Annotated in this window: 20 protein-coding genes; 12 read left to right on the top strand and 8 right to left on the bottom strand. The window is 45.1% G+C overall.

Annotation, left to right across the window (positions count from 1 at the left end):
* Nucleotides 1–4,708, top strand: a 4,708-nt coding sequence (locus NDA03_RS25750; protein ID WP_348239540.1) for a PDZ domain-containing protein, incomplete at its 5' end; no start/stop codon positions are given.
* A gap of 990 nt (nt 4,709–5,698) precedes the next feature.
* Here the strand turns inward: NDA03_RS25750 and NDA03_RS25745 are convergent.
* Complete coding sequence (locus NDA03_RS25745) at nt 5,699–6,874, bottom strand: HNH endonuclease domain-containing protein (RefSeq protein ID WP_348239539.1); 1,176 nt, start codon at nt 6,872–6,874, stop codon at nt 5,699–5,701.
* 260 nt (nt 6,875–7,134) lie between these two features.
* Here NDA03_RS25745 and NDA03_RS25740 point away from each other — a divergent pair, with 260 nt between their 5' ends.
* Nucleotides 7,135–7,944, top strand: coding sequence for a methyltransferase domain-containing protein (locus tag NDA03_RS25740; protein WP_348239538.1), 810 nt, complete (start codon nt 7,135–7,137; stop codon nt 7,942–7,944).
* Nucleotides 7,945–7,979: 35 nt separating this feature from the next.
* On the opposite strand, the gene dxr is transcribed toward NDA03_RS25740, so the two are convergent.
* Nucleotides 7,980–9,176, bottom strand: a complete 1,197-nt coding sequence (gene dxr, locus NDA03_RS25735) for a 1-deoxy-D-xylulose-5-phosphate reductoisomerase (RefSeq protein ID WP_348239542.1) — start codon at nt 9,174–9,176, stop codon at nt 7,980–7,982.
* Between the two features lie 176 nt (nt 9,177–9,352).
* Here dxr and NDA03_RS25730 point away from each other — a divergent pair, with 176 nt between their 5' ends.
* The 4 genes from NDA03_RS25730 to NDA03_RS25715 all read left to right on the top strand — a co-directional run bounded on the left by NDA03_RS25730 (nt 9,353) and on the right by NDA03_RS25715 (nt 14,210).
* The gene (locus NDA03_RS25730; protein WP_348239537.1) at nt 9,353–10,642 is read left to right on the top strand and encodes a mannosyltransferase family protein; all 1,290 of its coding nucleotides are present in this window, start codon (nt 9,353–9,355) and stop codon (nt 10,640–10,642) included.
* A 338-nt stretch (nt 10,643–10,980) separates the two neighbouring features.
* Nucleotides 10,981–11,961: a methyltransferase domain-containing protein gene (locus NDA03_RS25725; RefSeq protein WP_348239536.1), complete on the top strand. Its 981-nt coding sequence runs from the start codon at nt 10,981–10,983 to the stop codon at nt 11,959–11,961.
* Nucleotides 11,962–12,095: 134 nt separating this feature from the next.
* Nucleotides 12,096–13,499, top strand: coding sequence for a DUF2079 domain-containing protein (locus tag NDA03_RS25720; RefSeq protein ID WP_190440410.1), 1,404 nt, complete (start codon nt 12,096–12,098; stop codon nt 13,497–13,499).
* 30 nt (nt 13,500–13,529) lie between these two features.
* The gene (locus NDA03_RS25715; protein ID WP_190440412.1) at nt 13,530–14,210 is read left to right on the top strand and encodes an acetoacetate decarboxylase family protein; all 681 of its coding nucleotides are present in this window, start codon (nt 13,530–13,532) and stop codon (nt 14,208–14,210) included.
* A 269-nt stretch (nt 14,211–14,479) separates the two neighbouring features.
* Here NDA03_RS25715 and NDA03_RS25710 read toward each other — a convergent pair whose 3' ends face one another.
* Entirely contained in the window at nt 14,480–14,959 is a 480-nt protein-coding gene (locus NDA03_RS25710; protein WP_190410531.1) for an orange carotenoid protein N-terminal domain-containing protein, read from the bottom strand.
* A 236-nt stretch (nt 14,960–15,195) separates the two neighbouring features.
* Between NDA03_RS25710 and NDA03_RS25705 the strand changes: the two genes are divergently transcribed.
* A complete protein-coding gene (locus NDA03_RS25705; RefSeq protein ID WP_348239535.1) occupies nt 15,196–15,387 on the top strand; it encodes a hypothetical protein in 192 nt (63 codons plus the stop codon).
* A gap of 12 nt (nt 15,388–15,399) precedes the next feature.
* On the opposite strand, the gene NDA03_RS25700 is transcribed toward NDA03_RS25705, so the two are convergent.
* Nucleotides 15,400–16,839 carry a 1-acyl-sn-glycerol-3-phosphate acyltransferase gene (locus tag NDA03_RS25700; protein ID WP_190429009.1) on the bottom strand — a complete coding sequence of 480 codons (1,440 nt, stop codon included), beginning with the start codon at nt 16,837–16,839 and terminating at the stop codon, nt 15,400–15,402.
* A gap of 78 nt (nt 16,840–16,917) precedes the next feature.
* Here NDA03_RS25700 and NDA03_RS25695 point away from each other — a divergent pair, with 78 nt between their 5' ends.
* The 3 genes from NDA03_RS25695 (at nt 16,918) to NDA03_RS25685 (ending at nt 20,457) form a co-directional block, all read left to right on the top strand.
* Nucleotides 16,918–18,726 (top strand): proline--tRNA ligase, encoded by a 1,809-nt coding sequence (locus tag NDA03_RS25695; protein WP_190410534.1) that lies wholly within the window; start codon nt 16,918–16,920, stop codon nt 18,724–18,726.
* Nucleotides 18,727–18,910: 184 nt separating this feature from the next.
* Nucleotides 18,911–19,729, top strand: coding sequence for a DUF2993 domain-containing protein (locus NDA03_RS25690; RefSeq protein ID WP_348233639.1), 819 nt, complete (start codon nt 18,911–18,913; stop codon nt 19,727–19,729).
* Nucleotides 19,730–19,818: 89 nt separating this feature from the next.
* Complete coding sequence (locus NDA03_RS25685) at nt 19,819–20,457, top strand: GerMN domain-containing protein (RefSeq protein ID WP_348233638.1); 639 nt, start codon at nt 19,819–19,821, stop codon at nt 20,455–20,457.
* 8 nt (nt 20,458–20,465) lie between these two features.
* Here NDA03_RS25685 and NDA03_RS25680 read toward each other — a convergent pair whose 3' ends face one another.
* From NDA03_RS25680 to efp, 3 genes are all read right to left on the bottom strand, one after another.
* Nucleotides 20,466–20,819 carry a metalloregulator ArsR/SmtB family transcription factor gene (locus tag NDA03_RS25680; protein ID WP_190410537.1) on the bottom strand — a complete coding sequence of 118 codons (354 nt, stop codon included), beginning with the start codon at nt 20,817–20,819 and terminating at the stop codon, nt 20,466–20,468.
* A 327-nt stretch (nt 20,820–21,146) separates the two neighbouring features.
* Nucleotides 21,147–21,665 carry an acetyl-CoA carboxylase biotin carboxyl carrier protein gene (gene accB / locus NDA03_RS25675; RefSeq protein WP_190534991.1) on the bottom strand — a complete coding sequence of 173 codons (519 nt, stop codon included), beginning with the start codon at nt 21,663–21,665 and terminating at the stop codon, nt 21,147–21,149.
* Nucleotides 21,666–21,810: 145 nt separating this feature from the next.
* Entirely contained in the window at nt 21,811–22,368 is a 558-nt protein-coding gene (efp, locus tag NDA03_RS25670) for an elongation factor P (protein ID WP_190410539.1), read from the bottom strand.
* Between the two features lie 195 nt (nt 22,369–22,563).
* Here efp and NDA03_RS25665 point away from each other — a divergent pair, with 195 nt between their 5' ends.
* Both NDA03_RS25665 and NDA03_RS25660 read left to right on the top strand, forming a co-directional pair.
* Nucleotides 22,564–23,700: a peptidylprolyl isomerase gene (locus NDA03_RS25665; RefSeq protein ID WP_190410540.1), complete on the top strand. Its 1,137-nt coding sequence runs from the start codon at nt 22,564–22,566 to the stop codon at nt 23,698–23,700.
* Nucleotides 23,701–23,799: 99 nt separating this feature from the next.
* The gene (locus NDA03_RS25660) at nt 23,800–24,111 is read left to right on the top strand and encodes a hypothetical protein (RefSeq protein ID WP_190530198.1); all 312 of its coding nucleotides are present in this window, start codon (nt 23,800–23,802) and stop codon (nt 24,109–24,111) included.
* A gap of 353 nt (nt 24,112–24,464) precedes the next feature.
* Here NDA03_RS25660 and NDA03_RS25655 read toward each other — a convergent pair whose 3' ends face one another.
* The gene (locus tag NDA03_RS25655; RefSeq protein WP_190410542.1) at nt 24,465–25,319 is read right to left on the bottom strand and encodes an exosortase-dependent surface protein XDP2; all 855 of its coding nucleotides are present in this window, start codon (nt 25,317–25,319) and stop codon (nt 24,465–24,467) included.
* Between the last annotated feature and the right edge of the window lie 112 nt (nt 25,320–25,431).

The following is a 25,431-nucleotide window of genomic DNA, read 5'->3' as shown; positions in this document are numbered from 1 at the left end:
ACTACTTCAGCTAGCTCCTGATTTCGAGAGTTGGGCAACAACGACGGACTTTACGCTCACCACTCATGAATTAGTAGACTTTCTAAAGGAAACAGCCGAGCGATTCTTTGAGGGAAATTTAACCGCTACTTTATCAGCTTATCGGGAGATCAAACTAGCTTGTCAGGATTTACAAAGCCGTAAGCAGGGATTAGACCTAGAACTCAGAGCAAATATAGAGTCCTTACTAGGGCTTACTGAATTTGTGGATTATGTCTATGCCAATGGAAATTTAGATATCGCTCTAGAGCATTATCAACAAGGGTTAGAACTTTGGCAGCAGGGTAACAATTTACAGCGACAGGGGCAACTCCTAGGTGATATAGCCTTCTGCTATTACCTGAAAGCATTTCGGCATCGAGAAATAAATCACCCGGATTGGCAAGCAACTCGGCATTATCTTCGGCAATCTCTTGAAGTTTTTGAACAAGCTCAACGTCCAGATTTAGTTGCTAATTCGATTCTGAGCTTTGGTAAAGTTCTGCGACGGTTACAAGACTGGGAGCAGTTGCAGACTCTTGCTCAGAAAGCTTTGCAACTGCATCAAACTGAAAACAGACCAATTGAACTGGCTCAGGATTATGGCTTTTTAGCTGAAGTAGCTCTAGCGAAAAAACGTTGGACTGAGGCAAAAGAGTTTGCTCAGAAGGCATTAGACGTTTTATCGGCTGTTCCTAGCCTTCAATCAGCGAATCGTTCAGGCGCTGTCTATAAGCTACCCGATAAATCTGTGATCTCCTCCGACCTAAGTCGATATCGGTTTATTCTGGGGCAAGCTCAGCAACATCTAGACCAACCTCAAGAGGCTATCCGTAATTTAGAAGCAGCGAAAAGAGTCGGTAGTCCTGAACATGATACCCAGCTATATCTTGATATCCTGTTCCATTTGCAGAAACTCTATTTTGAGCAAAAGGAATATCTCAAAGCCTTTGATCTCAAGCTAGAGCGGCAATCGATTGAGCAGCAGTATGGGTTTCGGGCGTTTGTTGGTGCAGGGCGCATACAGCCGCAAAGACAGGCAAAATCTGCACTGACGCAGCTGGCAAGTCAGGAAAATATTGCCCCAGAGATTACTGCTTCCGGTCGGCAGTTGGATGTGGAGCGTTTAGTTCGGCGGATAGGCGAGCCTAGCTATAAGCTAATCGTCATTCACGGGCAGTCTGGGGTGGGTAAAAGTTCCCTCGTGAATGGGGGGCTAGTGCCAGCTTTGAAACAGAAAGCGATCGGCACGTCTGATGTTTTACCTGTACCGATGCGAGTTTACACGAGCTGGGTTGGGGAATTAGGGAAATTATTGGCAGAGGCTCTCTTAGAGAAGGGAATCGATTTACCCACTCCCCTCGATTCGGAAGCAGCTATCTTGGAACAGCTACAACAAGGTGAATCGCGCCATCTGCGGACGGTACTGATTTTTGACCAATTTGAAGAATTCTTCTTTGTCTATCCCACTACTGGCGAAAGGCGGCGATTTTTTGAATTTCTGGGAGAGTGCCTCAACATTTTGCCAGTGAAGGTAATCCTATCGTTGCGGGAGGATTACTTGCACTATTTGCTGGAGTGCGAGCGCCTGGACAGCATGAAGATGATTGGTAATGATATTTTGACACGGAATGTCCGCTATGGGTTGGGCAACTTTTCAGTTGAGGATGCGAAAGCAATCGTCGAGCGTTTAACCGAGCGAACTTATTTTCATTTTCACTTAGAACCTGCGTTGATCGAGCAACTGGTGCGGGATTTAGCAAGTAATGAGGGGGAAGTGCGCCCGATTGAGTTGCAAATCGTGGGGGCACAGTTGCAGGCAGAGAACATCACCAAGCTAGCCGAGTATCAGGTGTGCGGTCGAAAGGAAGAACTGGTCAAGCGCTATCTGGCAGAAGTGGTGAAAGACTGCGGGGATGAGAACGAAGAAGCTGCTGAGTTGGTGCTGTATTTGCTCACGGATGAAAAAGGGACTCGTCCCCTGAAGACATCTGCTGAATTAGAACGGGAATTGCAAACATTAACAGCAGATTTTATGGCAGAAGCTAGCAGATTAGAAGCTAGCAGATTGGATTTAGTGTTAAAAATTTTTGTGGATTCTGGCTTGGTGTTGCTATTGCCGGAACTGCCAGCCGATCGCTATCAACTGGTGCATGACTATTTAGCAGCGTTTATCCGCCAGCAGCAGGAACCGAGATTAAAAGAGTTAATTGCTGAACTGCAAAAAGAGAGAAAGCAACGCCAGCAAGCGGAGGCTCAGCGCAAGCAAACGGAGGAGGCTCTAAAACTGGTTGAGCAGGCTCAGCAGATTTTAGCAGAGGCGAAAAAGAAAGCTGAACAAATGCTTGAAGAAGCCAAGGAAGCCTCCAGATTAGAGACGGAAGGGACACATGCTTTGCAGCAGTTTGAGTATTCTCAGTTAGACGCATTACTGTCAGCCGTCCGCAGTGGGAAGGATTTGCAAGTTTTGGTGAAGGATGGACGTCCGCTAGAAAAATATCCGACTATCAGTCCTTTAGCTGCTTTGCGTACTATTCTCGACAATATTCGAGAACGGAACCAGATCAAAGTAGAGCACGAGGTTGTTTGGAGAGTTAGTTTCAGTCCAGATGGTCGAAAGATTGTCACGATTGGAGTAGATGGCATTGCTCGGTTATGGGATCTTTCAGGACAGAAGCTTGCTGAGTTTTCCTCACCTCAGGAAGAGTTTTTTCGTGTGAGCTTTAGCCCTAACGGTCAACAAGTTGCAACAGCTGGTAGAGATGGTAAAGTTTGGCTTTGGAACCTTTCAGGACAGCAGCTTGGAGAGTTTAGGGCGCATCAAACTCCGATTTGCGATGTCTGTTTCAGTCCGGATGGTCAGCAAATTGCTACCGCTGGAGCAGACAGTACTGCCCGGTTATGGGATCTCTCAGGACAGCAGCTTGCAGAATTTAGAGGACATCAGGGTGTTGTTTGGAGTGTGATTTTTAGTCCCGATGGTAGTAAAGTTGCCACCGCTGAAAGAAACAGCACTGTTCGCTTGTGGAAACTTTCTGGAGAGGAACTAGAGCAATTCTGGGCAACAACGTCAACTTACGAGGAATATTCTGGCATTGGTGTCTGCACGAATTGGGACAGAGAGACTAAAGCTTTGATAGTAGTAACAACATTGGAAAATTCACCGGCTCAGGAAGCAGGTATAGAGGCAGGTGATCGCATTCTGGCCATTGATGGTCACTTAACTAAGGATATGACACCAAGAGAGGCAGGAGAGGCGAGAGAGTTGCTGAAGGGTAAGGCAGATACCAGCGTTGCCATACAGATTGCCCGTCAAGGTAGGAGTAATTTTACGCTCCTACTTGCACAAGCAAAATTCAGAACTCGATTCGCTGTGATCGTTGAACAGATAGATTTCAGTCCAGATAGCAAGCAAATTGCAATTGTTGGAAATGATGGTGTTGTCCGGCTGTGGCACTTGAGCGGAGAACACAATACTGAATTCAAAGCGCATCTAGGAAGCGTGTTTGATGTAAGTTTTAGCCCCAATGGCAAGCAGATTTTAACGGCTTCAAAAGATGGGACTGCCCGATTGTGGAATCTGAGCGGACGGCAGCTGGCTGAGTTTAAAGGGCATCAAGGTCGAGTGTTTGGCGTGGCTTTCAGTCCCGATGGTAGACAAGTTGCCACAGCTAGCGGGGAGGGGACTGTCCGATTGTGGAACGTGACAGGGCAGCAGCTTACAGAATTCAAAGTATATCAAGATAACGCTTTGTGCGTGAGCCTCAGTCCTGATGGTAAGCAAATCGCCACAGCGAGCAGTGAGGATACAATTGCCCAACTTTGGAGCTTGTCAGGACAGCAACTTGTCGAATTTAGAGGGCATCAGAACCCAGTGAGAGACGTGAGCTTTAGCTCTGACGGCAAGTTAGTAGCTACAACTTCAGAAGACTATACTGCCCGATTGTGGAATCTCTCAGGTAAGCAGCTTGCCGAATTCAGAGGACATCAGGCAATAGTTTTTAGGGTGAGTTTCAGCCCAGATGTGCAGCGAATTGCTACAGCATCAGGGGATGGCACTGCTCGATTATGGAACCTTGCAGGAGAGCAGCTTACGGAATTTAGAGGACATAAGGGTACCGTTTGGAGCGTGCGATTTAGTCCCAATGGCAGGCAAATCGTTACGGCCGGAAGAGATGGTACTGTCCGGTTATGGAAACTCTCAGGAGAGCAGCTTGCAGAATTTAGAGGACATAAGGGTGTTGTCTGGGATGTGAGTGTTAGTCCCGATGGCAGACAAATCGCTACAGCTGGAGGGGATGGAACCGCTCAGTTATGGAGCTTCGCGGGAGAGCAGCTTGTAGAATATAGGGGACATCAGGGTAGTGTAGATCGTATAAATTTCAGTCCTGATGGTAAGCAAATCGGTACAGTTGACAAAGATGGCACTGTACGATTATGGAGCCTTTCAGGGCAGCAACTTTCCGAATTTAGAGGGTATCAGGCTATCACTATGAGTTTTAGTTCAGATAGTCAGAAGCTCTTTATACTTGGGCAAGATGGTACTATCCGGTTGCTCCCTGTCGAAAATTTAGATTTATATCAACTACTGGCGCGAGGTTGCAACTGGCTGCATGATTACTTAAAAAATAACCCTACTATTAGGGAACAAGACAGACATCTTTGCGACGATATTGTAACCAACGAGTAGAAAATACTAGAGCAATTCTAATGGGGAAATGCTGGGTAAGAGCTACCTTATCATCAATGTCCCAATTGCCGAAGACGCCTGAAGGTCTACTCAATCTAGAGGCGGAGGGCGTCCCTCTCCTCCAATGACGCTGCAAATGCAGGTCATGGATCGTAACCTATCGCTGTTTTGTTTAGAAGCGAGATTATCCCCTTCTCAGCTAACCAGTGCTTATGATCGCACCCATTACTCACAACCCACTTCACCCTATTCCAGAACCGAACGGGGAGAAGCTCTGGAAATACGTTCACAAAATCTGGACGAATTTGTACATATCTTGGCTAGCTGTTCACCTACCTTTGAGCAGCTTGGACCAGGACTATCACTATCCGCATTCAAGGAGGTGATGCGTATTGTTGAATGGGTGCGTCCAGATTGGAGGAAAGTTGCTGACTACTTTTAGGCTCAGGCTGACTTTGACTTTTTGGGCGATCGTACTTTCTTAGTATTCTGTAGGAGGTGTGAATCCTTGGCTTGTGTCCCAAACTAGCCGTCTGATGAGAGATTTACCAGTTCAGGTTTTTATTCTCTCGGTCTGAACACGATTTAATCAAGGAAAGATCCTCAGTTTAATTAACTATTTTTGAGCTTCCGCTGAACTAGCACACAAAATCAAGGTGTTCAAGCCTTATCAGTTCAGCTAACTATTCTCCTTTTACATTCTTTTGTACAACAATAAAAAAGTCGTATAACAAATCAAAAAGTCATACGGCTTTTTTGTTATTATACACTTCAGAATACGAATATTTCCGATCCGACCCTGAGTGCTTTCCTGAAATATTGGATTTTAATTAAAATTCTACCCTCTTTGTTTATAAATCCAATTTGGAGAAAATCCTTGTTTTGTACCTAAACTTATTAATGGCTGAACTGTTGCCTGATAAGCATTTTTTAGTTTTTCTATGCTTAACGAATCTTCTGGATAAACTTTTAAGTCGCTAATGAATGATTCTACAATTTTACTAAACTTTTTTTATCTTTTTTACTAAAGTTTTTATCAAAAGTATCTAATCCCAGATATTGAATAGCAACAAAATCATTAAAATACTGCTGATCTGGTAAATTATTCGATTTTGCTAAATTAGCTTCTGGAATAACGGGAATTAGATTCCAAAGTTGATCGTGAGTTACAAATGACCAGGGCAAATAATGATCAAGGTCAAAATTACCTATACTTAAAGGTAGTCCTGAATAAATACAATTAACAGAATTCAAGCCTAATACTTTCCCCCAATATTCCTTTTGATTTTTTAAGCTGCCTCTTTCATTGGGCATAAAAATCTTGTTAACAATACTAGGAACATTAGGATTTCTTTTTTGCATATATTCCAGCCATTCCCAAGACGCCCAACCTCTAACGATTGAATAATTTTCAGCAATATATGCTACCCAATCTTGATGTAAGATGATAGATGCACACTTATTGAGTTGTTCTGAATTAAACCGATAAATAGGTTTTACTAATTTAAATTTATGATTAGCAAGGTCAAATACCTTTTGATTAATTTTGGCATCGAGTAAACCGTTAGTCTCTTGATCAAAAAAAGGGCGGAGAAGACGGAATGGGGCATATCTGCTTATAGAACCAATAATGTCATCAAGATTTTCAGCTTTAAGAGACTTTATTAAGTTATCTTTAAGCTTACCTTTATACTTATTTTTAGTATCCTTTATAGTGGGTTCAGCGATTAATAGGTTAAGAGAATCTAATTTATTAGGAATCTGATCTTGACTTCCAAAAGAAAGTTTAAAGTAATTGTGTGGATACCAAGCATTAGCCAGCATTTCTATAATTATTTCTCGAAAGCTGACCGGCGATAAAACATTAAGTTTGCTCCTTTCAATAATGTCTAGTAGAGACAGAAAAAACAGGTATTTATATGAGTTAGTGGTTTCTTTAAGAATTTGAGATAAGGCAGAAACATTGACCCGATCTGATTGCGGCAACTCATGAGTTGAGGTTCTGTGAAAAGTTTGTGTCAAATTGCCTAGATAGTTTTGCACAAAGTCTGTTGCAGCAGACGGATTGATTTGATGTAAGGCTTGGACAATCTCAGTAACCGTCTGGGCAGTAGGATCTGTGTGTTCGTGAAACCAATTGAAGACAATCGGATATTCAACACCCAATGCATTAGCCAGTAAGCTTTGGCTGATGTCGTAAGAACTCTAATACCTGTCTCAGTGCTTGACCGGCTTTTCCCATGATTCAATTATTACAGAGCTGGTATCCTCTAAGTTAACATTTGTGCTAACAAATCTTGCTTAGTCTTGTTATCATATAGCAGTCTTTTTTGGCTGTAAGGACGAAGGCTAACGCGGTTCCTAAAAAAAAATCACAAATTAAATAAGAATGCATATACTCGCATAAATTACCAACTCATTTAATTATGAATACTTACAAGCAACAGGTAATTGAATTTTACAATAGTAGAACTGCCTACGATTTCGAGCAAGGGACACGCCATCCACTTGAAGCTAAGCTCCTACTTGAATCTGTTCCCATTCAGATGGGGGATAAAATCCTTGATGTTGCTACTGGAACGGGTTTAGTAGCGATTCCTGCCGCTCAGAAAGTGGGTTCGGAAGGCTATGTCATTGGCATAGATATGTCTCCGGGAATGCTCCATCAAGCCAGACTTAAAGTTGAAGCAGCTTCCTTAGAAAACATCGAGTTAACTGAGGCAGATGCAGAATCCATCACTTTTAATGATGGTTGCTTTGATGCTATCTTTTGCTGTGAGGCAATTGTACTTTTTACTGATATTCCTGCTATTTTGCAAAAGTGGTATCGTTTCCTGAAAACAGGAGGATTTGTAGCATTTACGTGTCCTCCTGAAACAGCTTATCTGGGAGATGTTTACAGGACTATCTGCACTAGAGTGTTGGGCATATCGCTGCCACACATCCTCGAAACACTCGGTACTCCAGAAAAGTGTCGGAATTTGCTACAACAGGCAGGTTTTAGAGATATCCAAATCAAAATTGAGCCTTCTGGACGGTATCGCCATCTAAGAGATGAGGAATTATCCTGGAAGGGAATGAATTTAACTTTGAAAGGCAGTCCGCTGCTGGCAAAACTATCACCGGAACAATTAGAGCAGTTCCAAGTTGAGTACAGAGCAGAAATTGATAAACTAACAAACGAGCGAGGAGTCTGGGAAGATACTACAAAATTCTTCGTTCGGGGTAGAAAATGAGTTGCTGAGTTATTAAAGGAAGACTAAAAAATTCCCTAACGCACGACGGCGGCACTACTACCTTTGTGCAGCTGCTGACTCACCTCAAGTGCTTCCTGTCTTGCCCATTGGTCGGCGGCAATGATGTCATCGAGAGTAGGAGTTGAGCGATTTTGGGAAGTAAAGCGATCGCAAACTGATTCGATGCAACGGGGAATATCTAAAAATTGAATTTTTTCTTCTAAAAATAGCGCCACTGCCTGTTCGTTCGCTGCATTCAAGACCGCAGGCATTGAACCCCCGGCACGACCCGCTGCATACGCCAATTGCATACAGGGATACTTCTCGTGGTCGGGTTCCTTGAAAGTAAGATTCCCCGCTTTCACCAAATCTAGCGGTTCCCAGTCGGTATAAATTCGCTCAGGCCAGGATAACGCATAGAGTAGCGGCAAACGCATATCAGGCCAACCCAACTGAGCTAAGACTGACGTATCTTGCAACTCAATCAGGGAGTGAATAATGCTTTGGGGATGGATGACAATCTCGATGCCATCGTAATCCATGCCAAAGAGGAAGTGCGCCTCAATCACTTCCAGCCCCTTATTCATCAACGTAGCGGAGTCAATGGTGATTTTGCGACCCATCGACCAATTGGGATGCTTCAGGGCGTCTGCAACCGTGACTGAGGCTAATTTCTCGACCGGCAAATCGCGGAAAGAACCACCAGAAGCCGTGAGCAGAATCCGTCGCAAGCTGCCTTTGGGGACGCCTTGGAGACACTGAAAAATTGCAGAATGCTCAGAGTCCGCTGGCAACAGCTTCACGCCGTGTTTCTCTACTAGCGGCAGCACCACAGGGGCACCCGCAATCAAAGTTTCCTTATTCGCCAAAGCAATATCTTTCCCGGCTTCAATCGCGGCAATGGTCGGCAATAACCCCGCACAGCCAACAATTCCGGTGACGACCGTTTCTGCATTGCCGTAGCGGGCGACTTCAACGACCCCAGTTTCCCCACTTAACAAGATTGGTTGGGGGTCGAGGTCTGCGATCGCTTCTTTCAGTTCAGACAATTTGTCTTCTTGACAGATAGCGACAATTTCCGGTCGGAACTGCCGAATCTGTGCGGCAAGCATTGGCACGTTGCGTCCTGCTGCCAACCCCACGATTCTGAACTTTTCCGGGTTTTGAGCCACAATATCTAGCGTCTGAGTCCCGATAGAGCCAGTGGAGCCAAGGAGAGTAATCGCTTTCACAATCATTTAAGGATTCAGGGGCAATTCCACTATAAATTGCTTGGGGTTCATCCTTAACATCTCATCTGAGCGGATTGATAAAGATCGGGGTATTATTACTGACCATAAGCCCTCAATAGGTGGGCTGGATGAGTGTTAATCAATAGGATTGGGAAGATCAACTGAGTGGGGCATCTATGCAAAAATACGCTGCAACTGTGGAAACCACTGCTGTTGAAAAAAAGGAGATATGGGCGAATGGGTTCGTCTTCGCAACGGCAATGTGGCTAAGCAGCCGACTCATCATTGCGATCGCAATGATGGCGATCGCGCCTGCACTTCCAAGTCCCTCAAACATAATGCCTACATCTGGCTGGGGAGTTTTTGAGGGCTGGGATAGCATTCATTATCGAGCGATCGCTGTCTCTGGTTACGAATACGCGAATGACGGACAAGGACATAACGTTGCCTTTTTCCCCGTTTTCCCTTTACTCATCCGGGGAGTGATGACCCTCGGCTTGCCGTTTGAAGTCGCAGGCACGCTCGTAAATAATTTGGCATTATTAGGAGCGATCGCCCTTGTATACTTTTGGGTCGAAGAACGTCATGGTAGAAGTGCTGCACGGTGGGCAAGTGCCGTATTAGCTTGGTGTCCGTTTTCCCTCTTTGGAACGGTAATTTACACGGAAGGGCTATTTTTATTCTTCAGCACTGCGGCTTTACGAGCCTTTGATAAACGCCAATATGCCTGGTTATCCCTGTGTGGTGCATTAGCAACTGCCACCCGTCCCACCGGAATTACCCTCATCCCCGCCTTTCTGATTGCAGCGTGGAAAGAACGCAGACCTCTCATCGCCTACGTTGCCAGTCTAGCGACTGCGGGAGGGTTGCTTCTATTTAGTTTGTATTGCTGGATTCGATTTGCAGACCCTTTCGCGTTTATTCAAGCACAGCGAGGATGGCGACCTTCAGTTGGTTTCGATTGGCAGGGTTGGTGGAAAATGCTGATGCAAATTTCGATTGGTACAGCGAATTGGAAGTATGGCGGGATTAAAGATCCTTGGCATCCGCTACTGTTTTTAATCCTTGTCGGCTGTGCCTATTTGCTGTGGCGATTCCGTCAAAAATTAGGTTCGGTTAAAGTTGGATACGGCTTTTGTGTTTTATGGTTAATTTTGTGGTTACAAGCAGGCGATCCGTTGATTAATACGGTTTCGTTAGTAGGGGGTGGCTACTTGTTATGGCACTTCCGGAATCAACTCAGTTTAGTGACCGTATTTTATGGCTTTTGCGGCTTGGGGTTAATTTTGTCCTCCGGAGGAACTTGGTCGATTGGGCGGATTGCTTACGGCATTGTGTCACTTGCGATCGCGCTTGGTTTATTACTTTCCCGCCACCCGCGTTGGGGATATGCCACAATCGGCTTTTTTACCGTCTTACTTGTCCCTCTATCCATTCGATTTGCCCAACACCTTTGGGCAGGATAAGAAAAAACCAAAAGGCAAAAGGAGGGGTGAAATCTTCGCCCTTACAAATGCGATCGTCCAGCTATTAAATTTCCCTAAAATGCTGTGATTTTTGCACTATCAAAATCAAATCAACTTTCACTAAACCAAGTTTTACAATAACCGCGACCAGTATGCTAAATTCACAATAAACTAATCCGATGGCTTTATATAGCAATCCTGAAAATTTGCGATCTTCTGTAGAGATGCGATTAATCGCGTCTCTATTAAGGCGAATATTGGCGTACAACTCAAATAAAGTTGCTATATATCTCTAATTTTCATTCTAAATTATTTTCGATTAATATTTGATTCAAAATATGGAAAACTCATTACGAAACAAAAAGCTTCTAGCGTTTAAAGTTTTTAGGTATGTAATATTTTATCCCTTCGACTTACTTTTAATTTCAACTTTTTTAACGGTTAATTCCTTCTATCAGCTAACCAAAATCAAAGTAAATAATGAAAACTATATAATTAACCTTTATAAATATTTGATTAATTCACCTCCTTTAGATGAAGAAGTTCACTTTTATTTAAAAAAGCTAGATTCCGGTGAAATAACACGGACATCATTAGTCTTTTCATTTTTGATGATTCCTGCTGAAACTGAAAGAAAGTTATTCAAAACGAATGGAATTCTTTCCCACCATTTAGCGCGTTTAACCCTTGTCCGAGAACACCTTCCTCCTGCTAAGGTCATATTGGATCTTGGGGGTGCTGCTGGTCATCTCATAGAAGGAAGCTTACTAGCGATGGGATATCCTTCTATTCCCGATCGAGTCCACATTATTGATTTGCCTCCTGAACAAAGAATGTTCGGTTCCGCTATCCTACCTACAAATGAAGTAACAACGCCTCAAGGCACTAAAGTAACTTATTATTATCAATCCATGACGGATTTATCTAATTTTGAAAATGAAATAATTGATCTCGTTTGGTCAGGACAGAGTATTGAACACATTACGGAAAACGAAGCGGAAAAAGTATATATGGAGGTTCATCGGGTCCTAAAACCGGGAGGCTATTTTTGTCTAGATACTCCCAATCGAAAACTTACTCGTTTACAAGTTAGAATGGGTTTTGTTCATCCAGAACATAAAATCGAATACTGTCCAGAAGAATTAATTAACGACATAGAAAAATTTGGATTTAAAGTCGTAGATAAAAAGGCTGTCTCCCCGATGCCTTTTAGTTTAAGAACGGGAAGATTTAGTCGCCTAGAACTGATTGATGCAGTTGGACTGAGTGAATCTCCTGATGAAGGATATTCTTTTTATTTAAAGTGTCAAAAGATTTAGCGTCTAACTAAGGATATTCTTTCTATTTAAAATGTCAAAAAATTCAGCTTTTCACTTTTAGGTTGGGTTTAGATTAGGACGTAAAGTAACCAGCAATCGCTAATTCTCTGCGTTCTCTGCGGGAAAAACATCTTATGAAAGAAAAACGAATTAAGCCGAGTGTCCTGTCATTGATGATTGGCGCAAGTGCCGTAATATTATTCGCGTGTAGTAGTCTACGACACTCCATGTTTCAATCGGGGGCTTATGACTTGGGAATTTATGACCAAGTGGTTTATTTAATGAGTCAAGGACAGCCGCCAATTTCTTCGATTCTAGGCTTTCATCACATGGGAAACCATGCTGCTTGGGCGGTTTATCTATTGTCTTTCCTGTACAAAATTTATCCCAATGTTCATTGGTTGTTAGTAGTACAAGCCATCGCTTTGTCTTTAGGTGTTTTACCAATGTGGCACCTAGCGCGTCAAGCGGGGTTGAAAGAATCGCAAGCAATCACAATATCAGCAGTCTACTTGCTTTACCCGCTGATTTTTAATGCAAATTTATTTGAATTCCATCCAGAAGTGATGGCGGTTCCCGCATTTTTAGCAGCGGTATGGTGTGCTAGACAAAATCGAATTGGCTGGTTTTGTGTCAGTATTATTTTTATTTTGGGGTGTAAAGCTGTTTTATCCCTTACTGTCACAGCAATGGGGATTTGGTTGCTGCTGTTTGAGAAGCGGCGTTTACATGGTGCATTTGCCCTTTGTGCTGGTATCGCTTGGTTCCTAATTGCAACTCAGCTAATTATTCCATCTTTCAGCGGTAGCGAAGTAGCAGCCGTTTCACGTTACAGCTATCTCGGTAACTCGGTTCTAGATATTGCTAGAAATCTCCTGTTTAAGCCTGGGTTGATATTGGGAAGAATTTTTTCATTCAAGACACTCGAATATCTGGCACTGTTGGTTTTGCCGGTAATTTGGGGACTTGCTCCCCGCCACATGACACCTCTAGTCAGTGCAATTCCTGCTTTGGTGTTAAACATTCTTTCCGACAAACCACACCAACGGGATTTACTCCACCAATATTCTTTGCCAATTCTGCCTTTTCTGATGCTAGTTGTCATTTCCAGTCTTGTTGCCAATCGAATTTGGCTGCGAAACAAACGGGCAATCATTGTGTGGTCGCTAGTAGCTTTCTTAGCATTAACAAAGTATGGTTATTTTTGGTCGAAATATCAAAATTCTGTTGATACTTGGCAAGCAGCGCGAGAAGCGATCGCTCAAGTTCAAACGAAAGGCGGTGTGTTAACCACCAATCGGATTGCACCTCATTTAACTCACCGCCAGACGATCAAATTAGTGGACGATCTGAGTCCGCTCCCTGCCGATCTATCTCCTTTTGAGTATATATTGCTCAATGTACGTTATCCAGGCGGTGCTGGCGGGACTGGTAGCCAAGAGTTCGCTGCCAAGCTGGCAAATCAACTAAAAAATACCCCAGGATTTCAATTAACCTATCAACGTGATGATGTTTATTTGTTTAGGAAAAAGTCTTAATAAAAATGAATATGATTGTAGGAGTTGAAAATGTCATATCCACAAGCACCTTGGACACTCCAGGGTTACGCGCTACAAACCCTGCACTTGATAGATGTTGAGCGATCGCGTCCCTTCATCCCTCCAGAGTTAGAAATCGTCTCAGTTTTTCCAGGAAAAACCCTAGGCGGGGTTTATCTTTCCTACTACGGATCGGGTTCCGTGTTGGAGTATAGCGAGTTAATTGTTATCCCAGCGATGGTCAAATATGAAGACAAGTTCGGCGGTTGGGTGTCCCACATCTATGTAGATAATGCCGATTCTGTTGCTGGTGGGAGAAGAATCTGGGGTTTACCGAAGGAACTTGCTGAGTTTACCTGGGAAAAAGGCGATCGCGCTGGTGTCACCGTCCGTCAAGGCGATCGGTTACTATGCAGTCTCAGCTACACAGACGCCCTATTGCCCATCTCTACATGGTGGCGACAGCCATTAATCGGAACTGCGTTTAGTAGCCAAAATTACGATTTGCTTTTCTTCAAAAGTCAGCTTGAATCTCAACTAAAGGCAATGAGTGGCAAGCTAGAAATCCCAGCAGAAAGCCCTTTTTCCCAGTTAAACTTAGGTCAGCCTTTACTAACTGTTTACTGCGACGAGATGAATTTAGTAGTCGGTGCGCCAGAAGCAGTAGGCACAACAGTAACAGCCAGGGAAGTTGAATTTAGCTACCCTTAAAAACTAAACTTCTTGCGAAACTTGCTGTAGCTCACACATTACAACTTGGAGCTACACAAACGAATCTGCCTCTCGGAATTCATCTGGGCTAAAATTCCAAAGTCTCAAAGCTTCAAGTCCATCAAAATGGACTTGAGCTGTTACCCCGGAATTTGAATTTCGAGTAGGCTACCGGATTTGTGCAAAATATCAGTAAAAAAACCCGCTAATTGCTTAACAACATAGCGGGGGTATAAAGGAGGAATTCAACAGGAAATTAAATATTCTTTCTAGATGTCAGAACCCCCAGCAGCCTCAGCACCCATCGGTAGCACCGCACCGCGTAGAAAATCGATTTGGTGCTGGAAGTCCATTCCTTCAATTTTTGCTAGCAAGTCTTTTCCAGCTTGGGAAAGTTCATAGTTAGGAGGCATCGGAATGATGGTACCACTATCCATTCCTTGCGCTAAAAAGTACCAAAACGCTAGTTTGGTTTCTGGACTCAGAGAACCATATTCGCGGCTAATTTGTGTATTCGCTTTAGAAGCAATGTCACGCTGAACTTGCAGCTGTTCTTCATGGGATAGTTCCTTAACTTGATTGAACAATCCCTGAGCAATCTCAGAACCAGAAGCACCTGGAGCGGCTGGTGTAACAGATTTACCCATCTTGGTGTACACAAACCACAGTACGGCAAGCTGCTGGTCTACATCCATGCCTTGAAAAGCTTGTTTACCTTGATCGTATGCGTGTAAAGTGCCTGATGTCATACTTAACCCTCCGGAAAATTAATAATTGCTTTGTCTCTTTTGTTCAAGAAACAGGTTTTCACTTACTTAAAGAAAATTAACGAATAAATCATGGAAGTTTAACCCCGCTAGAGATAGATATGATCCCCATTAGAAATCCATCAATAAGATGGCAAAGATATCACAAGATTTCTAACTAAAGGAAGACGTAAGCAGAGAAGTCGTCATTCGCTATTAAGTAGCCGGATGGAATAAACTTGGAGATTTTCGCAGGTTGGGAAAACACCAGGAAACTCAACGCTGAAATTCTTTTTCAGCATTTATTGCAAAAATTAATTGGGTTTGTCCTGAGTACAGCCGTTATGAATAATTTGGATGAAATTATTACTCGCGATCCGCAAGATTTTATAAATGTCATCCTGCGGATTTTCACGAGCCAACTTATTTAAAAACTGGGGATTTCATCCAGCCGAAGCAATCAAACCTTCCATCGCGTGTTGCAAATCTTTAGTCAAATCAGTTACTGCAAGTCTCGCACCGTGCCGATTTGCTTGATAGACTGGGTAGCGTTCTGAAACCGAGATGGGTTGCCCTACACTCATCTCTACCCGTTGCTTACCTAATCGAGGACGCTGGAAGGGATTGCTGCCTTTAATTCGAGTTACCATATCCCATAAAAGTAAGGTAGTTTCGGCAAAACGCTCTACGGTTGGTTTTTCTAGAACATATTGTCCAGTTACGGCTACAAAAGTTTCTACCAACCGCATATGCCATATCCGAAGGCTGGCTTCCTCAGCAATTCGATTCGCCAATCCGCGTTCTAAGGGAGACAGCGCTTTAATATTCTTCAGGTCTTCTCGATAGATATAATTCCAGCCAGCCGCCTCTAGACGACGACAACGGTCAATTACGCTTCCCTTGGATGGCAGGTTAAAATACTCCTCTGCCACTGTTAGGGCCACATTCAGTAGTGCTTGAAGTCGAATCGCCAAAGCTTCATTCGCATTGTTCTGTGACGCTTCCACAGTCGGCAAAGTTTGATGATAAAACCGGGTGTAAAACTCCTCCATTACAGACAGTAAATGTTCGCCTAGACGACACAGCCGCTGGTAGAGAGAAGCTTGAAAAGGTTGCAGGTTAGCCGATGGATTTAAACTTTCACCCTGTAATTCGCCTTTCAATTCACCCTTCAACTTTCCTTCTGGCAAACCGCTCGCTACTTCCAATTCGCCTAAAAGCTTTTCTATCTCTTTCCAGGGAGCTTCGACGTAACGGTATTTAATTCCGACTGGCACAATTAAAACTTGCTCCCCTCGTCCAGCCTTCTGCAAATCTTCAGCACACCAAAAGCCTAATTGTGCGATTCCGGGTTCTAGAGGGCTGATAATCTCATTGTGACCATTGGTGGCTCCTTCTGGGGAAGCGGTTATCGGAAACCGAGCATTGGCAAACAGGTCACGAGCCGAACGCAATCCCGTCCAGTCTGCCTTACCGCGATGGATAGGGGTACCACCTAAGCGAGAATAGAGCCAGCCCATGTGCGCTCCCGCCCATAAAGGAATCCCTCGGTCATAAAGAAAGTGGGCATGAATCGGGTGCTGTAGTGAGATACCCTTTTCTCGTGCCAGCCGCGGTACTAATTTCCAAAGCAGATAGCTCATGCACAGCGGATCTTCAACTCTGGGATGGCGAAATGCCATCATAAAGCGGATCTTCCCATCCTGAAATTGGCGATATAAATCGACTAAAATCTCAACGTTTTCTGCTTGAATTTGGGTAATCGCTGTTTGGGAACGTATGCAGCCAGGTAGCACTTGTTGGGCGGCTCGTAAAACCAGGGGGTTGAGCGCCGGTGGAATAAATTCTAGAGGAGGCTGAGCCGCACTCATTAAATCGGGCAAAGTGGTTTTCTTGTGAACTTGTGGACATTCTAGACTTAACTGAGATATCGATTATCCAATCTGTAGAGGGAACCAGCGATGCGACTGTCACAAATGTTTTTTGTCACTCTGCGGGAAGAACCGGCGGAAGCGGAAATCCCCAGCCATAAATTACTGCTCCGTGCAGGCTACATTCGTCGCATCGGGAGCGGTATCTACGCCTATTTACCCTTCATGTGGCGGGTGTTGCAAAAAATCTCTCAGATTGTGCGGGAAGAGATGAATGCAACCGGCGCACAAGAGTGTCTACTCCCGCAACTACAACCCGCTGAATTGTGGCAGCAGTCGGGGCGCTGGGATACTTATACCAAAGCGGAAGGGATCATGTTCGCCCTGACAGACCGCCGAGAGCAGGAACTAGGGCTAGGGCCAACGCATGAGGAAGTGATTACAGCGATCGCTCGTGATATGATTCGCTCCTACCGCCAGTTGCCTCTGCACCTCTACCAAATTCAAACTAAGTTTCGGGATGAAATTCGCCCCCGGTTTGGTTTGATGCGAGGACGGGAATTCATCATGAAGGATGGCTATTCGTTCCACGTCGATGAAGAAAGCTTGAAAAAAACTTATCAGGATATGCACCATGCTTACAGCAAGATGTTAAGCCGGACGGGTTTAGCTTTCCGTGCTGTAGAAGCTGATTCAGGTGCGATTGGGGGGTCTGGTTCTCAAGAATTTATGGTACTGGCTGAAGCTGGGGAAGATGAAGTTCTCTACACCGAAGATGGCAAGTACGCCGCCAATGTGGAAAAAGCGGTTTCTTTACCTGCTGACATCGAACCATCTCCGTTTAAGACTTATGAGAAGCGGAAGACGCCGGACGCCGATACCATTGATAAACTCTGTAGATTCCTCAAGTGTTCGCCGACTCAAGTGGTGAAAAACGTCCTCTACCAGGCAGTTTATGACAACGGCTTGACGGTGCTGGTACTGATTAGTATCCGAGGCGACCAAGAAGTTAATGAAGTAAAGTTGCACAATGCTCTGACAAAATTGGCACCGGAATATCAAGCCAAAACGGTGCTATCTGTAGAGGTTCCAGCGGCGGCGCTTCAGCAACTATGGGCGACGAGACCTCTACCTTTGGGCTATATCGCTCCCGACATTGCAGACGATTACATCTGTTCGGCGAAAAATTTAGCTCCCCGGTTTTTGCGGTTTGTCGATAAAACTGCGGTCGAGCTAAAAAACTTCGTCACAGGTTCTAACGACTTGGAATACCATGTTGTCGGTGCTAATTGGGGCGAGCAGTTTAAGTTACCAGAAGGGGTCGTAGATATCCGCAAGGCACGACCGGGCGATCGCGCAACTCACGATCCCGCTCAAACACTCCGTACTGCCCGTGGCATTGAAGTGGGGCACATTTTCCAGCTAGGTAACAAGTATTCTCAAGCAATGGGAGCCACTTACACCAGCGAACAAGGTGAGGAAATTCCCCTGATAATGGGTTGTTATGGTCTGGGTGTTTCGCGGTTAGCGCAGGCAGCCGTAGAGCAATCTTATGACAAAGATGGAATTATCTGGCCTGTTGCGATCGCGCCCTATCACGTCATCATCTCAGTTCCCAACACCAGCGATGCCCAACAAGTGGAAGTTGCTGAAAAACTATACACCCAGTTGAATCAAGCGGGAATCGAAACTCTTTTAGATGATCGGGATGAACGAGCGGGAGTAAAGTTCAAAGATGCCGATTTAATCGGGATACCCTATCGAATCGTGACCGGGCGATCGCTCAATAGCGGTAAAGTGGAAGTTGTCGAACGGGCGACTCGCAAATCTCAGGAAATTCCTGTGGAGGAAGTCGCGACCACTTTAAAGCAGCGGATTGATGCTGCTTTAAATCAATAACAATTCACCCCAAAAGCACAAAGACACAAAGTGCTCATTCTGTGTCTTTGTGCCTTTACGCTTCAAAAAACCCTTGGACGATATTTGATGCCAATGCGCTTTTATAACTCCTAAAAACTTTGCGTCTGTGCGCGAAATTTCAGAAAATCGCGTCATTGTGCGCCAGAAAATTTAAGCGAGAACTATGGAATTTATAGCAATTTTTCTATCTGGTTTGCTTGCTCTCGTTTCCCCCGCAAATTTAGCCATCGACCGCATCGCTGAAAATGCCATTCGTTCCCAGTTTGATAAAGTGGAGCAGTTGCAAGTCCGCGTTGACAATGCTCCAAATTTCCAAATCGTGCGAGGAAAAGTTGAGCGAGTGCGGATTGGTGGGCGAGGGTTGTGGGTAACGCCAGAATTCCGGATTGCAGAGCTGGAAATAGAAACCGACCCCATTAACCTGGATGTGGCGCGTCTCCGGCAGCAGCGAGTGCGACCGACCGAATTGTTGAAGGAACCTTTACAAGCTGGGGTGCGTTTGGTGATTACCCAGCAAGATATTAATCAAGCTTTACAGTCACCCGCCGTTAGCGCTCAATTGCGTAAACTGGGAAGCCGCATTCTTGGCAGCAACGCTGATATGCTGGTTCAGCGCTATGAGTTTGTCAATCCTCAAGTGGAATTTCTGGGAGATAACCGGCTGCGTTTCCAGTTGGAATTGCAGGAGCCGGAAAATGCAGATAAACTGGTTGTCTCGGTGGAATCAGGGCTAGGTATCGTGTCTGAGCATCAGTTGCAATTGATCGAGCCAAATGTCTTGGTCAATGGGATGCCAGTGCCACCCCTCCTGGTTGCCTCCTTCGTGTCCGGTCTCAATAGCCGCTTGGATCTACGCACCTTGGAAGATAGAGGGATTGCTGCCCGACTCCTAAAATTAGATTTAAATCAGGAACAACTAGAGTTAGCTGCATTTGTGAGGGTAGAAAAGCCAGACACAGCTTCCGCATCTACGCCGCGTTAGAATTATCCGGAGCAGCGCTCGTCTTCACTGTATTCCTCAACAAAACCTCCTCACCAGCATCCAAATAAATTTTAAGGAGGGAAATTCATATGAAAATTCAACAACCAGGCCGTCGAATCGGGATTGGCATCGCCGTTAGTGTTTTGGCGATGGCTTTGGCGGCTTGTAGCCCAGGGGAGCAACAGGCAGCAAATACAGACTCTTCACCAACACCATCAGCTACGGCTATCCAACCGACTACTTCGCCTCAGGCGTCTGTACAGCCGTCTGTGCAGCCGTCCGCTCAGCAACTATCCAGTCAGAAGACGGTTCAGGTCTACTGGCTCAAGAGTAGTGGTAGCAAGATTGAGGTGGTGCCCGCTCCGGTCAAAATACAGGCAGGCGTTAAGTCTGAGAACATTCTAGAAGGTGCGTTCAATCGCTTGTTGGCAGGCCCGAACGATCCGGCTTACAGCAGCACGATTCCCAAGGGAACGCAGCTACGAAATCTGGATGTTCGGGAGGATGGTGTTCACGTAGATTTGTCCCAAGAATTTACTGCTGGTGGCGGTAGTGCCTCGATGACAGGTCGCGTGGCGCAAATCCTCTATACAGCCACCAGTATCAATCCCGATACCAATGTTTGGATTGATGTAGAGGGAAAAAGGTTGGAAGTTTTGGGCGGTGAAGGGTTGGAACTCAATCAGCCTCTGACTCGCCAAAACTTTGAGAAAAATTTTGATTTATAGGGCTTTGTTTACTTTCTCGCGCTTAAGCTAAAGTCACGGAAGTGACGGGCTTGCTGTTCAATCCGAGCGGCAAGGCGATCGCAAACTAAGTTACATAATTCAAAAATCAACTCATCTTCCACTTTGTAATAAGCCGATGTCCCTTCGCTGCGGCGACTCAGGATACCGGCTTGCAGCATCACTTTTAGATGCTTAGAAACGTTAGCCTGACTGGTTTGTGTTGCCTCAACCAATTCTTGTACGCATTTCTCGTCGTCGCGCAGGAAGTTCAAAATCCGCAACCGCATTGGTTCGCTCAAGATGCTGAAATACTCTGCAAGTTGTTGTACAACTTCTGGTGGTACAGACAAAGCTTGTCGCATGAGACTAACCAGAAATGATAGTTCATCCTGATTATATATGATGTTTTTTGGTTAATAACTATTTAGTAATTGTTAAATTTCTTTTGTTGATTAATATTGTAAACCGGGTAACTTTAGATACGATTTCTTAAAGGAAACTTCGTAAAATTAAATAATGGAAATATGCGTATTTAGCAAAATTAATCGATATTTCCATTATTTAGAAGGAATTTTTTAGACAATTAAATTATACAAAAAAGTTTACTCCAAAAATAGAAAAATTTTGGAAATAAACTTTTTGGGCGATTCATGGCAGATGCCTCCGCGCAACGTTGACAAACGCTAAAGTTATTCGGGGTTAATCCGCATCAGCGGTTGACCATACTCAACAGGTTCGCCGTTTTGAACCAAAACTTCTATCACCGTACCGGACACCTCGGCTTCAATTTCATTCATCAGCTTCATTGCCTCAATGATGCAGACGGTTTGTCCGGTACGGATGCGATCGCCCACTTCCACAAATGGAGAATCATCCGGTGAGGGAGCGCGATAAAACGTCCCCACCATCGGTGATTTGACATCTTCGAGTCTTCTATCAATGGGAGAACCAGCAGCGGTCGGCGGGGCAGTTCGTGGCACCGCCTCTAAGTTCGGGCTGGACGGCATGGACGGAGATGCCTGGGAGGGGGGAGCCGAGACTTCGGGACTCCCACTCCCTGCCAGGGCGGGTGGCAAGACCGGCAAACCCCCGCGCGGATCTTTCCGCACGGTGAGTTCAAAATCAGCGCTTTTGAGTGTCAACTCTGTAATATCGGTTTGCGCGATCGCTGCCAGCAGTTCACGGAGATCGTTGAAGTCTATGGACATGAGAAAAAGGATGTCAGTAGTCAGGGATTAATTGTTGCTTGGTAGAGACAAGGGTAAATCTCGTCTCAAGGTCAGTGTCAGTTGTTGGTTGTTGGTTGTTTCTTCTGTACCGCTGACCCCTGACCACTGACTAAAAACTTTTGCATTATTCTCGACCCAGGTAGGTATCGGTACGGGTATCAATCTTGATCCGCTCTCCCACCGTGATAAACAGGGGAACCATCACCTGGGCACCTGTTTCCACGATTGCGGGTTTCGAGCCGCCAGTGGCGGTATCGCCTTTGAGACCGGGATCGGTTTGCGTCACTTCCAGCACTACGGAGTTGGGCAGTTCCACTTCCATGATCTGCTCGCCCCAGCTGATGACGTTCACCTCCATTCCTTCCTTAAGGTACTTTACGCGATCGCCAATCTGAACCGCATTCAGGCTTGCTTCTTCATAGGTTTCCATGTCCATAAACACGAACTGGTCGCCTTCTTTGTAGGTATGCTGCATCGTGCGCTTTTCCAGATTTGCCTGGGGCACCGTTTCTGCGGCCCGGAAGGTTCGTTCCACAACGGAGCCTGACTGCACATTTTTTAGCTTAGTGCGGACAAACGCAGCTCCTTTCCCTGGCTTAACGTGGAGAAATTCCACTACCCGCCACACAGCTCCATCTAATTCAATGGTGACGCCAGTTCTAAAGTCGTTACTCGAAATCATGAATCTTTATCTAGGGGAGAACAATCGGCACCTCATTTTACCGCGAGCGGAGGTTCTTCCTATTACTCGTAGATCGATCGGCTGCGTCTAATGTCGCTGGGTCGGGACACCCGTGTGGCAAGATTAAAAATGGAGTTTTTGGTAAGCGTGAAAGCTTCAACCGCAGTCGGGAAAGCAGCATGCAGGAATTAATTTATGCTTGATTCAAACCGTTCCACGCTCGATTGGTTCAAACGCTTGGCTTTAACAGGCGTCTTAGTAGTGCTGATGATGACACTCTCAGCAGGACTCAGCGCTGCTTGGTGGGATTCTGGCAAAACTGCCCGTGATAGTGGATTGCCATCGGGAAATGCCATCACAGATGGTAAAGCTTTGTTACGGTATGCCCTACCCATTGACAATCAAGCAGTGCGGGAAATGCAAGCCGATTTAGAAGATATTTCCATACAACTGCGAAGTAAGCGTTGGAGTGCGATCGCCAGCGATGTTAGCAAGGCATCTCGAATTTTAAGCGATCGCTCCTCCGACTTGCTCGCGGGCGTCTCTCCGTCGCAAAAATCTCAAGCAGAAGCCCTAATTGCGAAGATGGAAGAACAATTTGGGAAGCTTCGAGAAACCGTAGAAGCCAAAGATAAAGACCAAACTCAGGCGGAACGGGGCAACGTTCTCGATCTCGTGGGTCAGCTAGAAGAGCTAATGGTGCCGGGATTCCCCTTCGAGGTGCCCTCAGCGTACAGTAATCTGCCTCAACTCAAGGGACGCGCCACCATAGAAATGACAACCGAGAAAGGCCCCCTGACCCTAGTAGTAGACGGTTACAGTGCGCCCGTGACTGCGGGTAACTTTGTGGATTTAGTCCAGCGTGGCTTCTATGACGGGCTAGAATTTGTCCGCGCCGAAGACTCCTACGTGCTGCAAGTGGGAGATCCTCCCGGCCCAGATCAGGGGTTTATTGACCCAGAAACTGGCAAATACCGGGCGGTTCCGTTAGAAGTGCTGGCGAGAGGCGACAAAGAACCCACCTATGGCATTACCTTAGAAGACGCGGGGCGTTACCTCGACCTACCCGTGCTTCCTTTCTCAGCTTATGGTGCCTTAGCAATGGCTCGTCCGGAAACAGAACCCAACGGCGGTTCTTCTCAGTTCTTTTTCTTCCTGTTTGAGCCAGAACTAACCCCAGCCGGTCGTAACCTGTTGGATGGGAGATATTCAGTTTTTGGCTATTTAACGAAAGGCAAAGAAGTTCTGGAAAAACTCGATGCAGGCGACAAGATTGTCTCGGCTAAAGTAATCCAGGGCGTGGAGAATTTAGTCCAGCCACAAGCCGCATAAACATCACAGGGCGATAAAGAGCTATTAATAGGGTGGGTGGGACGGCAATGCCAGCATTGCGCGATCGCCCACCCTCTCTGCTATAAAATTAGGAAATTTATGGCAATTATTGAGGTAATTTTTGTCATCACTGTCAGTGTGATGGCGGGTTTTTTGGTTTACAGTACCTCCCAGCAACGACAGCAGCAGATGCAACTAGAAAATGCTTTTTATCAATTGCTGGAAGCTCAAAATAGTTGTATTTCGCTCATTCAATTGACAGCAGCAGCAAGAGTAGATGTCCCATTAGCGAAGGAATACCTGGATCGTCAGGTGCAGATGTTTGGGGTGCTGCCAGAAGTAGATGCTGATGGAGATACCTTTTACCGCTTTCCTAAGCTGAAGCGGGATTCTGCTTCAGATAGAAATTAGCGTGAAGTGAGGAAATAGAGCGATAGCGAAGCGCTGACTTGTCAGTTCGCGTTTTTGTGTGGAGTAGATAAGGAGCAATTTTATTTCCTTTGCTCTCTTATTTTCTGGTAAATCAGCTTTAAGTTTTTGCACCTCTATAGTAAGCCTATAAGAGTGGTAAGATTCAAGCGGTTCAGATACCCAGCTTCTCCCTCGAAGTCTGGTATTTTGCCTTCAGGAGCAATAATAGTAGGTGTAGCTCCAGACGAATTCTAGTATCAGTGACAAAAAAATGAAAGCTAGAAGTGTTATCCACTTTCTAGCCCTTTTTTCATTTCCACTCAGTCTTTATGAACGCAAATTTTCTCTAAAAACTAGCTAGATTTGCTATTTCCACGCCGACGAATTGTTATCAACGATCCAACTACTAATCCCAAGCCAGCAAGCGTGGCTGGTTCAGGAACTTTTTGTTCTCTAGCCATTACTTTAAAGTCTGGGCCATTGTAACTCGCGTCTGCTGTCACTCGGATACCTGCTAGAGAAGTAATTCCCAATTGCGCTAGGCTAACTCCCCAAGAACCAACCTCTTGACTTCCACTAATTTCCATTGTGTCAATGCTATAGCCTGCGGAAAATTGAGCGGTTCGCTTGAGTTTTAGAAAATTACCAATGAGGTTGCCAGCTTTATCAATTGCTTGAATACCTAAATCGCTGTTCTTGCCCCGTTCCCAGAAAAAGAGGTTGTCTAATCCTGTCTTATCTGAACGAACTAGGTTATTGAAGAAAAGGTTGATACTAATGGAACCATTATCCTCAGTATCAATAATGTTGTTGAGGTTTTGGTTGCCCAGATAAGTAGCAATATCAGTATTGGTTGGGTTTTTAATTCCAGATACTTCAACACCGTTTGGTTTGCTAGCTTTATCGCCTCTATCTGTGCTAGCAGCTCCCGTATTATTGTTGTAGCCACCGGCTTCTGGATTGGCAGTTTCTCCCTTCTTGCCAGTGAGACTAATAGCAGTATTGGAGATTATTTTAGCCTCTTTAACCAGATTAAAACTATCAATTGTGACTTTATTCTGGGTAATCGACTGAAGCCAAATATCTGCCTCGGAGTTACTTTTTTGGCTAACGTTGGTTTGGAAGCTTGCAGCTTGCGCTGAACTAGAAATCGTGAAGGCTGTTCCAACGGCTAAGCATAGAAAAGTTGATGTACGCTGAAAATTCATTCTTTTAATCCTCTGGTAGGTGCTCATGTAGAAACGTTGTTGAAAGGTATTAGTTGAAGGTTTTCAGTGACAGATTCTCCCAATCCACAGCAACTCGTTAAGCCCAAACTTT

The organism is Trichocoleus sp. Lan (assembly GCF_039961855.1).
Lineage (GTDB): Bacteria > Cyanobacteriota > Cyanobacteriia > Cyanobacteriales > FACHB-T130 > FACHB-T130.
This window is presented reverse-complemented; position numbering and strand designations above follow the sequence as displayed.